Raw genomic sequence first — 12,954 nt, forward strand, 5'->3', positions numbered from 1 at the left:
GCGCGTATGATCGCTTCCATCCGCATCCCATTCCTTAGCCAAGAAGTATGACGACCCCCGACAAGCTGGCTGCGCTGCGCGCCGCCATGCGCGCCCAGTCCATCGACGCCTGCCTCGTGCTGGCCTCCGACCCGCACCTGTCCGAATACCTGCCGCCGCGCTGGCAGGGGCGCGAGTGGCTGAGCGGCTTCACCGGCTCGGTCGGCACCCTGATCGTGTGCGCCGAGCATGCCGGCCTGTGGACCGATGGCCGCTACTGGACCCAGGCCGAAACCGAGCTGGCCGGCAGCGGCATCGAGCTGATGAAGCTCAGCTCCGGCGCCAGCCTGCAATACATCGACTGGCTGGCCGCCCATCTGCAGCCGGGTCAGGTGGCCGCCGTCGACGCCAATGTGCTCGGCCTGGCCGTGGCGCGCCAGCTGCGCCAGACCCTGGCCGCGCGCGGCATCAGTCTGCGCACCGATCTGGACCTGCTCGACGCCATCTGGCCCGCGCGCCCCGGCCTGCCGGCCGCCCCCGTATTCGAGCACGCGGCCCCTTACGCGACCCTGACGCGCGCCGCCAAGCTGGCCCAGGTGCGCGCGGCAATGGCGGCGGCCGGCGCCACGCGCCATCTGGTGTCGACCCTCGACGACATCGCCTGGCTGCTGAATCTGCGCGGCAGCGACATCGCTTACAACCCGGTGTTCTGCGCCCATCTGCTGCTGGGCGCCGACAGCGCCACCCTGTTCGTCGAGGCGGCCAAGCTGGCGCCCGAGCTGCAGGCGCGTCTGGCCGCCGACGGCGTGCGTCTGGCGCCGTATGGCGCGGCCGCTGCCGCCGTCGGCGCGCTCGATCCGGACGAGACCCTGCTGATCGACCCGCGCCGCATCACGGCCGGCCTGCGCGACTGCGTGCCGGCCGCCATGCGCGTGATCGAGGCGCTCAATCCGAGCACCCTGGCCAAGAGCCGCAAGAGCGCGGCCGACATCGCCAACGTGCGCGCCACCATGGAGCAGGACGGCGCCGCGCTGTGCGCCTTCTTCGCCTGGCTCGAGCCGCAGCTGGCCAGGCCGGCGGCCTGCACCCTGCGCGAAACGGATATCGCCGACCAGCTGCTGGCGCTGCGCGTGGCGCGGCCCGGCTTCATCAGCCCGAGTTTTTCCACCATCGCCGGCTTTAACAGCAATGGCGCGGTGATCCACTACCGCGCCCATCCGGCCACGGCCGCTACCATCAATGCCGACGGCCTGCTGCTGATCGACTCCGGCGGCCAGTACCTGGGCGGCACCACCGACATCACGCGCGTGGTCGCGGTCGGCCAGGCCAGCGCCGCGCAGCGGCGCGACTTCACCCTGGTCCTGAAGGGCATGATCGCGCTGTCGGTGGCGCGCTTCCCGCGCGCGACCCGCTCGCCCATGCTCGACGCGATCGCACGCGCGCCGCTGTGGGCGGCCGGCGCCGACTACGGCCACGGCACCGGCCACGGGGTCGGCTACTTCCTGAATGTGCACGAAGGGCCGCAGTCGATTTCGCCGGCCGCCCTGGCGACGCCCGAAACGGCGCTGGAAGAGGGCATGATCACCTCCAACGAGCCGGGCCTGTACCGCCCCGGGCGCTGGGGCATCCGGATCGAGAACCTGGTGCTGACGGTGGCCGCCGGCCAGACCGAATTCGGCGACTTCCTCGCCTTCGAGACCCTGACCCTGTGCCCGATCGACACCCGCCTGATCGAGCGCAGCCTGCTGCGCCAGGACGAAATCGACTGGCTCAACGCCTACCACGCCAGCGTGCGCGCACGCCTGCTGCCGCATGTGGACGGGGCCGCGCGCGCCTGGCTCGAACAACGTACGGAGGCCCTGTGAGCGCCCGTTCCACCCGCGCCAGCAGCGCCGTCGAGCGCCTCAAGCGGCGCACCGGCCAGAGTGACTGGAGCATGACGATCACCGGCGCCGGCCTGTTCCAGCTGAGCGAACATCCGGACGCCGCGCCGCTGCACGCGCCGCTCGAGCTGGACGAGTTTGTCGCCTACGTCGACAAGCTCGGACCGCAGGCGGAAAAGCGCGTCAGCAAGCATGACCGCGCATTCGAGCGCCAGCTGCGCAAAACCCAAGACTGAGAGGCCGCCGATGCCCACGATCGAGACACTCACCACCTACTGGTCCGAGCGCGAGCTGTTCGCCAACACCATCATCGTGATGAACCTGCTCGGGGCCCTGTCCCTGGGCCTGCTGGTCGGCTACGAGCGCAGCTACCACGGGCGCGCGGCCGGCATGCGCACCTATGGCCTGGTGTGCATGGCCTCGTGCGCGCTGACCATCATCGCCGGCTTCCCCGGCATGTGGTTCGGCGGCGGTCTGCCCGCGTCGGCCGCGGCCGACCCGACCCGCATCATCCAGGGCATCGTTACCGGCATCGGCTTTCTCGGCACCGGCGTGATCATGCGCGAGGGCTTCAACATCAGCGGCCTGTCGACCGCGGCTTCGCTGTGGGCGGCCTCCGTGATCGGCGTGCTGGTCGGCCTGAACTTCTACCTGGCCGCCATTTCGCTGGCCTGCGCCAGCGCGATCGCCATGATCGGCCTGCCCTCGCTCGAAGTGATGCTGCCGCGCCGGCATGCGGTCGCCATCATGATCCGCTTCGGCCACGGGGTCATTCCCGATGAGGCGCAGATGCGCGCTTTCGCGCTCGACCACGGCTACGAGATCGCCCTCGGCTCGCTCAATATCAGCGCCGACGGCAAGCAGCAGGAATGGCGCTTCGTCTGCCAGGCCCTGTCGCGCCACCACTGCGCCACCCTGAGCGAACTCGGTAACGCCCTGCGCCTGCTCGAGGGCGTGGACGGCTACCAGGTCGCGCACGCGAGGAACTGAGCATGCAGCCGCAGGACGTCCTCGATTTCTGGTTCCTGCCGGCGGCCGATCCGCGCCACGGCCAGCAGCGCGCCGAATGGTTCCGCAAGGACCCCGCCTTCGACGCCAGCATCCGCAACCAATTCGGGCCGACCATCAGCCAGGCCGTCAACGGCGGCCTGCGCGACTGGGATGCGCAAGGCCCGGGCGGCGCGCTGGCGCGCATCATCGTGCTCGACCAGTTCACGCGCAACGCCGGGCGCGACACGGCGGCCGCCTTCGCCGGCGACACGCTGGCGCTGGCCGCGGCCCAGGCCCTGGTCGCCAGCGGGGCCGACCGCGCGCTCACGCCGCTGCAGCGCTGGTTCGCCTACCTGCCGTTCGAGCATGCGGAAAGCGCCGCCATGCAGGCGCAGTCGGTGGCCCTGTTCAGCGCCCTGGCCGAGGCCGATCCGAGCCTGGCGGGCGCGCTCGATTACGCGCACCGCCACCGCGGCGTGATCGCCCGCTTCGGCCGCTTCCCGCACCGCAACGCCATCCTCGGGCGCGCCTCGAGCGCGGACGAACTGGCCTACCTGGCCCAGCCCGGGTCCGGTTTCTGATGCGCGCGCGCCTGAACCTGATCGGGGCCGGCCACGTCGGCCGTGTGCTCGGCAAGCTGTTCCATGAGCACGGCGTGTTCACGGTGCAGGACGTGCTGACCCGCAGCGCCGCCAGCGCCGACGCCGCCGTCGCCTTCATCGGCGCCGGGCGTGGTGTCGCCAGCCTGGATGCGCTGCGTCCAGCCGAGGTGATCCTGGTGGCGGTCGGCGATGACCAGATCGCCGGCGTGGCGGCCGCCCTCGGCGCGCGCGCCGCCGGCGCCACCGTGTTCCATTGCAGCGGCGCCAAGACCGCGGCCGAGCTGGCTGCGCTCAATGGCGCCCACTGTGCCAGCGCGCACCCGATCCGCAGCTTCGCCGATCCGGCGCGCGTGGCGGCCGAGTTCGCCGGCACCTACGTCGGCATCGAAGGCGCGCCCGCCGCGCTGGCCGTGCTGACGCCGGCGCTGGAAGCAATCGGCGCCCGCCCGGTGCCGATCGACACCGCGGCCAAGACCGTCTACCACGCGGCGGCCGTGTTCGCCTCCAACTACCTTGTCGCCGTGATGGACGCGGCCCTGCGCGCCTACGCGGCGGCCGGGATCGCGCCCGAGGTCGCACGGGCGCTGGCCGCCCCGCTGGCGAGCGAGACCCTGGCCAACGTACTGCGTCTCGGTCCCGAGGCTGCGCTCAGCGGCCCGATCGCGCGCGGCGACCTGGCCACGGTAGCGCGCCAGCAGGCCGCCGTCAGCGCCTGGGACGCCCCCAGCGGCGCGCTCTACGCCGCGCTCGCCGCCGCCACCCAAGATCTTGCCGCACGGCGAAATCGGGGTCAGACCCCAATTTCCCCGGACGGCAACAAAGGCGCCTGAGGCCCAGCCAAACTTGCGCCCCAGATAAATGGGGTCTGACCCCGATTTATCTGTCCGGCAAAGAAAATTGCGCGTTGGATAAATGGGGTCTGACCCCGATTTTTCTGGCGTGACAATTTGATGACAATTCCCGACAAATATTCGGTACAAAATTTCCGTATGGAAAGTTAGACTGGGTTCAGCCGGTGCTGGATCGACGTCGCAGTACCGGTCAGTCCAATAACGAAACGGGAATTGACCACTATGAGAATTTCGCTCAGGCGCCTTGCCGCCCTGGTGCTGGCCGCCGGTGTGACGGCCGCACCCCTCTGTGTCGAAGCCGCCCCCACTGGTAAGTGGGTGACGGCTTACTACGGCTCCTATTTCTGGGATAACCCGGAATACCAGCAACCCCAGTATGTCGACTTCACCGCCATGACGCACTTCGTGTTCGCCCGCGTCGGCCCGGGCGGCGGCCAGATGGGCGGCCAGCCGGGCCAGGTGATGCCGGGCGGCGGCACCGCCCAGTCGATGAAATCGGTCGGTCCGGGTGCGCCTAACCAGACCGTCGAAGACTGGATGATCGCGCGCGCTCACGCCAATAACGTCAAAGCCCTGCTGATGCTGGGCGGCGAAGGCGATGGCCCGGGCTTTACCAAATCCACCCAGCCGGACGTGCGCCCGCTGTTCGTCAAGAACCTAATCGATTACCTGGCCGCCCATGATTACGACGGTATCGACGTCGACTGGGAAAACGTCACCACCACCTCGGACCAGGACCTGCTCGAAGCCCTGGTGGCCGACCTGCGCGCGGCCGCCAACGCCCACCCGCGCTGGGCCCAGTCGGGTTTCCTGATCACCTATCCGGCCGGCATGTTGAACACCAATATCGACCGCGTCTCGGCCCACTCGGTGCGCCTGGCCGCCATGGTCGATCAGTTCAACCTGATGAGCTACGGCATGGGCTGGTTCGGCATGGGCTGGCAGAGCACGGTGTTCGCGCCGCTGACCGGCCAGAACCCGCAGCGCCCGATGGACATCGCCTCCTCGGTCCAGGCCTATGTCGACGCGGGCATCCCGCGTAGCAAGATTGGCATGGGCATCGGCTTCTATGGCATGAACTACAAGCCGCCGTTCAGCGCGCCCGGCAAGTCGACCGACGGCTATCCGATGGACACCTGGAGCGTCAACGACTACACCTGGAGCTACAACAAGCTGGCCAAGTATGGCTACCTGAGCAATGGTGAGTACCACTGGGACGCCGCCACCCAGAACGCCTACCGCACCTATCCGGGCGGCTATGCGGTCGAGGGCCGTCCGACCTCGGGCTACCTCAGCTATGAAGACCCGACCAGTATCGCCGCCAAGGGCGCCTGGGCGCTGTCGACCGCGCCGAACGCGGGCGTGGGCGGCACCATCGTCTGGGTGCTCAACTATGGCACCACCGATGGCGTCAACAATCCGCTGATGGCGGCCGTGAAGAAGGCCTTCCTCGATCCGAGCGCTCCGGGCGAAGGCCCGCCGCCGCCGCCGCCGCCGACCCCGGCCATCATCACCTCGACCATGAACATCAGCAGCGACTGGGGCAGCGGCTACTGCGCCAGCGTGGTGGTCAATAACGAGGGCCAGATGGCGGGCGAGTGGAATGTCAGCTTCCCGTTCAGCGATACGGTGGCCAATAGCTGGAACGCGGTGTTCACGGTGGCGGACGGCAAGCTCAGCGTCGCGGGCCAGGAATGGAACCGCGTCGTCTATCCGGGCGAACCGCGCACGGCCGGCTTCTGCGCCAACCGTCCGCCCAAGGCCCCGCCGCCGCCGGCGCCGGTGCCGGAAGGTGCACTCAGCGGCTCGGTGACGATCACCAGCGACTGGACCAGCGGCTACTGCGCCTCGATCAAGGTGGCCAATAGCAGCAGCGTGGCGATCAATAACTGGTCGATCAGCCTGCCGGTGCAGGGCACGGTTCAGAACCTGTGGAACGGCAAGTTCACCCAGAGCGGGGCCAGCATCACCCTGGCCGGCCCGGACTGGAACCCGAACCTGGCCGCCGGCGCCAGCAACAGCAGCATCGGTTTCTGCGCCAGCCGCTAATTGCCGCGTTAGAATGGGGCGTATGCAGATACGCCCCGCCTCTCCCGCCGACGCCGACGCCATCCTCGCCCTGTATCGCGAGGTGGCGGCGGTGCCCGGCGGCATCGCTCGATCTCCCGATGAAGTGTCGCCCGACTATGTGGCCGGGTTCATGGCGCGCGCCGCTGCCGGCGGCCTGGAGCTGGTGGCCGTGTCCGCTGGCCGGGTGGTCGGCGAGATCCATTGCGCCCCGGCCGGTCTGGCCTGCTTCTCCAGCGTACTCGGCGATCTGACGATCGCCATTGCGCCCGCGGCCCAGGGCTGCGGCCTCGGGCGTCAGCTGTTTCAGACCCTGCTCGCCACCATCGTCCGCGACTACCCCCATATCGGCCGGGTCGAACTGATGGTGCGCGCCTCGAATACGCGCGCCCAGGCCCTGTACCGCGCGCTCGGCTTCGTCGAGGAGGGGCGCTTGCGTCAACGGATCCGCAATCCGCTCGGTCAGCTCGAGGATGATGTGGCCATGGGCTGGTTGCGCCCGGAAGCGGTGTGAAACCGCGGGTTTATTCCGCCGCGATACAAATTGTTCTCAGGATAGAGTGACAAATGCCGTAAAAGGCAATAATCTTGCTGCTCCAGTGTTTTCTCAAGAAAATCATCTAAAGCACACTGGTGGTAGCGTGGAGCAAGGAGAGCAATCATGTTGTTTCTGAAGAGTACGTCTACTTTCAAGGCCCCCGGTATTTACGAGGTGGACGTGGCCGCCAAGCCGCCCGGCAAAACCTTCGGGATTTACATGGCTACCGATCCGGACAATCCGCCCACGGCCGTGCTCGAAGCGCTGGCCAAGCTGGGCTTCGAGAATACCCACCGCCAGGCCTACACCCACAAGGACAAGGGCAAGGTGCTCGATCTGCATTTCCAGAAACCCGGCACCGACCTGTTCCAGGGCTGGAAGAATGAAGAGCGCGAGGCCTGGATGGCCGCCATCGAGCAGCTGTTCGCCGGCGTCGGCGTGCAGATCGCCCCGCGCGTGATGACCCTGGCCGAAGCCTACGCCTGATCAGGCCGCACTGACCTCGATGTGGTACAGCCCCCACGGGCACTGGCCGAAGCGGTCGGCGACCGGCTGCGCGGCCATCTCGGGCACGCGGTCGGCATCATAGACGGCCCACAGCGGCCCCAGGCCGCCGAGCGCGAGCGGCTGCTCGTCCAGATGGGTGGCCACCATAAAGCGCTGGGCGCGCGCCTGCGCCAGGCTGATCTGGGCGGCAAAGCCGTCGATCGCGCGCAACACCAGTTTGCCATTGCTGGTGGCCGGCACCCCGGCCTCCTTCAGCACGTCCACCAGCAGCGGGCCGCGTACCGTGTGCACCTTGTTGTCGTACTCGAGGGTCGGCCGGATCTGGAAGTAGGGCAGGCTGAGGATGGCGTCGGCGTCGAAGGTAAAAGCCTTCTGGAAATTCTGGTGCTGCTTGAGCAGCAGCTGGTCGAAATGGGGATTGAGCGCGCCGCGGTTGCTTTTGCCGATCGCGCCGCTGATGGTCAGCAGGATCGGGCCGCGCGCGCGCGGGGCGGCGCTGGCGAGTGCCGGCGTCAGGCTGGCCAGCGCGCTGGCGGTGAGAAACTGGCGTTTGTCCATCGGGCGTCTCCTTGCTTGGCAATTCTGTCATCATAACAAGAATGGACCTGTTTGCATCCGGCCCCGAACGCCTGCCTGTGCAGGACGGGGAACTGATTTTGTGGCGCGCGTTTGCGCTGCCGCTGCCCAGCGCCGAACTGTTCGCGCGCCTGCAGGCCGAGACGCCCTGGCGCGCCGAGTCGATCCTGGTGTTCGGCCGCCGCCATCTGCAGCCGCGTCTGACGGCCTGGTATGGCGACGCCGGCTACACCTATTCGGGCCTGGCCCTGGCGCCGCAGCCGTGGACGCCCCTGCTGCAGGCCGTGCGCGCCAGCGTGGAGGCGGCCACCGGCCTGGCCTTCAACAGCGTGCTGCTCAACTACTACCGCGACCAGCGCGACAGCATGGGCATGCACAGCGACGACGAGCCCGAGCTCGGACCGATGCCGCAGATCGCCTCGCTCAGCCTGGGCGCCACGCGCAGCTTCGTGCTGCGCCACAAGCGCAGCGGCCAGACTCTGCGCCTGCCGCTGGCCGACGGCGACCTGCTGCTGATGGCCGGCCCGCTGCAGCAGCACTGGCAGCACGGCATCCACAAGGCCACGCGCGCCCTCGGCCCGCGCCTGAACCTGACTTTCCGTCTGATTCGCTGAGCTTACATTTTCTTACCGTTCTTACGGTTTCCGCACGGACGTGCGAAAACTTGTTTGATATCGTGTCACCAATCGCGATTCATTGGGAATTGCGATCCAGGACGTAACAATACGAACAAGGATTCGCTATGAAAAAGACTGTCTTTGCACTGATCGCCGCCGCTTTCGCTTTCTCCGCTCACGCTGCTGAACCGGGCACCGCCTATGTGGGCGTGGGTGTCGCCACCGTGGACCACAATGCCGACATCGCCGGCGCCTCGAATATGGGCTCGACCGGCTACAAGGCCTCGGGCAAGATCTTCGGCGGCTACAACTTCGACAAGAACGTGGCCCTGGAAGCCGGCTACACCGATTTCGCCAAGTCGACCTACAACTACACGGCCGGCACGGCCAGCAAGTTTGCCGAGTCCGATGGCCATGCCTTCTACGTGGCCGGCAAGTACTCGGTGCCGGTGAATGACACCGTCAATGTCTACGGCAAGCTGGGCCTGACCCGCGTGAAGAACAGCGTCTCGGGCGCACTCAACACCAGCGACAGCAACACCCGCGCCTACGGTGGCCTGGGCGCCGAGTTCGCGCTGAACAAGCAAGTCGCGCTGAACCTCGAATACGAGCGCTATGGCACCAAGACCGCCGTCGGCGCCAAGCCGGACGTGTGGAGCGCCGGCGTGAAGTTCGCTTTCTAACTCCCGCGTTACCGATGTAAAAAAGGCCGGTCCCTGGACCGGCCTTTTCCTTTGGGGCGCCGCTTAGTGGCTGAGCGGCTTGTAGCGGATGCGCTTGGGCTTGGCCCCTTCCTCGCCCAGACGTTTCTTCTTGTCGGCTTCGTATTCCTGCTAACCGTCATTTGTCTCCAAAGGCCTTTGCTACGCGGTGTCGCAGTCTGCGGCAACGACATTTTGGCAACTTTCTTGGTAAGGCTAACTCAGGTTAGATAGAAGACCTAGCTGCAATTGTTTTTGAGTATCGCCGAACAATGGTTGAGGCAATATTCACCTGCATCGGTGGGTGAATTTTTTCTGGGGACTTCCTAAGTAAGGGGTACATTGGGTGTTTTGGACGATTATTCATAGTCTTCCGTTAAACCGATTGTAGGTTTAATCTCTATGCAATCGGCATATTGTGATGCCAATTTCAAGAGCAGAGAAGGGCGACATCAGAATGATCGAGACCATTTCCCTTTCTAAGACGGCGACCTACGGTGATCAGCCCGAGGTTCTGGGACCGCTCAGACGCATAAATTTCATCTTCGGAACCAACGGCACAGGCAAGACGACGATCAGCCGGGTGATTGCCGATGGGGCGGGGTATGCCTCGTGCGGTGTTGCTTGGAAGGACGGGCGTCCGATCCAAGCGTTGGTCTATAACCGGGATTTTGTGGAGCGCAATTTCAGCCGGTCAGCCGAACTCAAAGGTGTCTTCACTCTCGGCGAAAAGCAGGTCAAGGTTCAAGAAGAGATCAAAGCAAAGAAGGAAGAAGCCGACAGCTACAAAGAGAAGGTGGCTGAGCTCAAAAAGGTTCTTGACGGGGATGGCGGCGCTACGCGAGGAAAGCGCGGCGATTTGGCGGAGTTGGAAGCCGCCTTTCAGGAACGTTGCTGGGAGGCCTTTGGGAAACATAAAGAGAAGCTTTCCCATGCGTTTGAGGGGTTCAGAAACAGCAAGAAAGACTTCAAGGCTAAGGTGCTTCAGGAAGCAGACTCCAACAAGTCAGCGGCCGTACCCTTGGACCAGCTGCACAAGAGGGCCGAGACGATTTTCGGGAAGGCTCTCAGCGAGGCGCCGGTAGTGCCCGAGGTCCGCTTTGCCGCCTTGCTGGGATACGAGGCCGACCCGATCATCAAAACCAGAGTCATCGGTAAGGAAGACGTGAATATCGCCGAGATGATCAAGAAGCTCGGGAACAGCGATTGGGTGAGGGAAGGTCGACGCTACTACGAGGCAAACCAAAGTTTTTGCCCCTTCTGCCAGCAAAAGACAGACGAGGCGTTTGAAAAGAGCCTCAGCGAGTATTTCAACGAGTCGTTCGAGCGGGACAGCAAAGCCATCGCGGCGTTGCTCGACAACTACACAACCGACACTGACCGCGTTCTGCAAGAGCTTGGGCAAATATTGGCGGCCCCCTCCAAGTTTCTGGATGCCGCGAAGTTCAAGAGCGAAAGGGACTTGCTGGAAGCTAAGCTGCGGCTGAATGTGCAGCAACTGATCAAGAAGAGCAAGGAGCCTAGCCAGATTTTTGAGCTGGAATCGGTCGGGAACCTTGCTTCCGCCATTGAAGGATTGATTTCGGAAGCCAACAAAAAGGTCGCCGAGCACAACGATCTGGTAAAAAATATCGCGAAGGAAAAAGCCAAACTGATTTCGGAGGTCTGGAAGCACCTGGTGGAAGTGGACCTTGGCGCAGCCTATGGCGATTACAAGACCAAGAAGGCTGGGCTGGAAGGAACTATCAAGTCGATTGAGGACAAGATAGACACGTTCGGCCAAGAGGCTCGGACTAGGGACGCAGCCATTCGGGAGCTAGAAAAGCAGACCACGAGCGTTAGGCCGACGATTGATGCGATCAATGCCTTGCTTGCCTCTTTTGGTTTCCACGGCTTTGCTCTGGCGATGGCAGACGACGGCAAGTCATATAAGCTGATCCGGGAGGACAAGACGGACGCCAAGGAGACGCTGAGCGAAGGGGAGAAAACCTTCGTGACCTTCCTGTATTTCTACCACTTGCTCAAAGGCAGCGACACGGAAAGCGGGATCAACACGGATCGGGTGGTGGTGTTTGATGACCCGGTGTCGAGCTTGGATAGTGAGATTTTGTTCATCGTCGGGAGCCTCATCAAAAAGGTGTTCGATGAAGCGCGCAGCGGGTCGAGCCTGATCAAGCAAGTTTTCGTTTTGACTCACAACGTCTATTTCCATAAGGAAGTATCTTTCAACAACTCCCGGACGGACAAGGCTCTCAAAGATGAGACGTTTTGGGTCGTGCGCAAGCCGGCCAAGCAGTCGAAGCTGGAGAAGCATGAAGGCAACCCGATCAGGACTTCGTATGAGCTGCTTTGGTCGGAGGTGAAGAATCCGAGTCCGTCTCTCCTAAACATTCAAAACGTCATGCGCAGAATCCTCGAGAACTACTTCAAGTTCTTCGGGGGCATAGAGCCGAGGAACATTTGCGCGAGTCTGCCGGGCAAAGACCAAATGATCTGCAACAGCCTTCTGTCGTGGGTGAATGACGGTTCGCACTATGCCCAGGACGACATTTTTGTGAGCCTTAATCAAGGCGCGGTCGGCAGCTACATGAAGGTCTTCCATTTGATCTTCAAGCTGTCGGACCATGAAGCCCATTACAAGATGATGATGGGCGATGCCTACGTCGAGCTTGAAGAACCAATGGCAGCTGCGGCGGAGGTGCCAGGAATCGAGGACCAAGATGGTGGGGCAAAAGGGGCAGCCGATTTGACGGCATAGGAAGCGGCAGCGGCGGCATGAACGCTATGGCGGTCTTCTTGCCTGCTAGGTTTCCCCCGCTGCTTTTGTTGACTGAAAAATGACTGTGAGGGCTTTAGATGAGAATTGATGACGTGCTTCAGGTCGATATTCCTGATGATCTTTCAAATCCGCTGCGGCAAGAGTTTCATAATCATTTGGGGACCCTGCAATCAATGGCATGCGGGTTGGCTCAGATATATGACAGCGTTAAGGCTGAAGAGCTTAAAGAACAAGAAGAGCTTAAAAGTTACGGTAAGGGCGTTTCAGTTTTTAAAGCGTTTAATGATAAGTTGTTTTTGATTGAGCCTCGATTTCATTGGTATGCTGTCGCATTGATGAATTTCATAAGATTAAATGGGGTTTTGTGCGGGCTTGTGAAGAGAGATTTGAGCCTGTCTAATTTAAGCGGAGATCCTGCTGCTTTTAAAGATTACTCGTTGAAATATTCAGATTCTGTGTTAAACGGTTCTGCTATCAAGGAATGGCGAAATAAGATTTCTGCCCATCACGCCCTTATTGATCCTAAGCCAAGTGATGTGGCCTTAATTGAAGCTCTCCTTATTCCGTGTAAGCTCGTCTTGGGTGAAAATAGATATAGGTTGGGCGGTTTTGAAACAAACGGAAAAAACCTGCCTGAATGGTCGCTGACCGAGGTTCATGAGGACCTGCGATCAAGAAGGTTTGGAGGCTACTTCTAATAAAGGTAGGAAGACTTTTGCCTTTGCCGCTAAACCAACAATACCCAAGAGCCCGCTTTATGCGGGTTTTTTGTTTCTCAAGGGAGGAGGCAAACGTGGGTCAAGGGGGCGGGGCAGAAGGGGCTGCGTATATTTGGCTCGATTTCGGCAACGGCGGGGTGACCCG

At 63.2% G+C, this 12,954-nt stretch carries 13 protein-coding genes; 12 read left to right on the forward strand and 1 reads right to left on the reverse strand.

Annotated features, from left to right (window positions below; all coding sequences use genetic code 11):
- Positions 1 to 47 precede the first annotated feature (47 nt).
- The 8 genes from LZ005_RS13155 (at position 48) to LZ005_RS13190 (ending at position 7,396) form a co-directional block, all read left to right on the forward strand.
- Entirely contained in the window at positions 48 to 1,844 is a 1,797-nt protein-coding gene (locus LZ005_RS13155; RefSeq protein ID WP_237808526.1) for an aminopeptidase P family protein, read from the forward strand.
- Entirely contained in the window at positions 1,841 to 2,098 is a 258-nt protein-coding gene (locus LZ005_RS13160) for a hypothetical protein (RefSeq protein ID WP_237808527.1), read from the forward strand. Before LZ005_RS13155 ends, LZ005_RS13160 begins: the two co-directional genes overlap by 4 nt.
- A gap of 10 nt (positions 2,099 to 2,108) precedes the next feature.
- Entirely contained in the window at positions 2,109 to 2,852 is a 744-nt protein-coding gene (locus tag LZ005_RS13165; RefSeq protein WP_237808528.1) for an MgtC/SapB family protein, read from the forward strand.
- 2 nt (positions 2,853 to 2,854) lie between these two features.
- A complete protein-coding gene (locus LZ005_RS13170) occupies positions 2,855 to 3,433 on the forward strand; it encodes a DUF924 family protein (protein ID WP_237808529.1) in 579 nt (192 codons plus the stop codon).
- Positions 3,433 to 4,284 carry a Rossmann-like and DUF2520 domain-containing protein gene (locus tag LZ005_RS13175; protein WP_237808530.1) on the forward strand — a complete coding sequence of 284 codons (852 nt, stop codon included), beginning with the start codon at positions 3,433 to 3,435 and terminating at the stop codon, positions 4,282 to 4,284. The genes LZ005_RS13170 and LZ005_RS13175 overlap by 1 nt, the downstream gene beginning before the upstream one ends.
- A 243-nt stretch (positions 4,285 to 4,527) precedes the next feature.
- The gene (locus tag LZ005_RS13180; protein WP_237808531.1) at positions 4,528 to 6,354 is read left to right on the forward strand and encodes a glycosyl hydrolase family 18 protein; all 1,827 of its coding nucleotides are present in this window, start codon (positions 4,528 to 4,530) and stop codon (positions 6,352 to 6,354) included.
- 22 nt (positions 6,355 to 6,376) lie between these two features.
- The gene (locus tag LZ005_RS13185; protein ID WP_237808532.1) at positions 6,377 to 6,886 is read left to right on the forward strand and encodes a GNAT family N-acetyltransferase; all 510 of its coding nucleotides are present in this window, start codon (positions 6,377 to 6,379) and stop codon (positions 6,884 to 6,886) included.
- Between the two features lie 147 nt (positions 6,887 to 7,033).
- Positions 7,034 to 7,396, forward strand: coding sequence for a hypothetical protein (locus tag LZ005_RS13190; RefSeq protein ID WP_237808533.1), 363 nt, complete (start codon positions 7,034 to 7,036; stop codon positions 7,394 to 7,396).
- Here LZ005_RS13190 and LZ005_RS13195 read toward each other — a convergent pair whose 3' ends face one another.
- Positions 7,397 to 7,975 carry a molybdopterin-dependent oxidoreductase gene (locus tag LZ005_RS13195; protein WP_237808534.1) on the reverse strand — a complete coding sequence of 193 codons (579 nt, stop codon included), beginning with the start codon at positions 7,973 to 7,975 and terminating at the stop codon, positions 7,397 to 7,399.
- A 41-nt stretch (positions 7,976 to 8,016) separates the two neighbouring features.
- Here LZ005_RS13195 and LZ005_RS13200 point away from each other — a divergent pair, with 41 nt between their 5' ends.
- From LZ005_RS13200 to LZ005_RS13215, 4 genes are all read left to right on the forward strand, one after another.
- Entirely contained in the window at positions 8,017 to 8,607 is a 591-nt protein-coding gene (locus tag LZ005_RS13200; RefSeq protein WP_237808535.1) for an alpha-ketoglutarate-dependent dioxygenase AlkB, read from the forward strand.
- 128 nt (positions 8,608 to 8,735) lie between these two features.
- Positions 8,736 to 9,293 (forward strand): outer membrane beta-barrel protein, encoded by a 558-nt coding sequence (locus tag LZ005_RS13205; protein ID WP_237808536.1) that lies wholly within the window; start codon positions 8,736 to 8,738, stop codon positions 9,291 to 9,293.
- 475 nt (positions 9,294 to 9,768) lie between these two features.
- Positions 9,769 to 12,069 carry an AAA family ATPase gene (locus LZ005_RS13210; protein WP_237808537.1) on the forward strand — a complete coding sequence of 767 codons (2,301 nt, stop codon included), beginning with the start codon at positions 9,769 to 9,771 and terminating at the stop codon, positions 12,067 to 12,069.
- Between the two features lie 98 nt (positions 12,070 to 12,167).
- A complete protein-coding gene (locus tag LZ005_RS13215; protein WP_237808538.1) occupies positions 12,168 to 12,788 on the forward strand; it encodes a hypothetical protein in 621 nt (206 codons plus the stop codon).
- Positions 12,789 to 12,954: the final 166 nt, after the last annotated feature.

The sequence above is a fragment of the Massilia sp. TS11 genome (genome assembly GCF_022012445.1).
GTDB lineage: Bacteria > Pseudomonadota > Gammaproteobacteria > Burkholderiales > Burkholderiaceae_D > Telluria.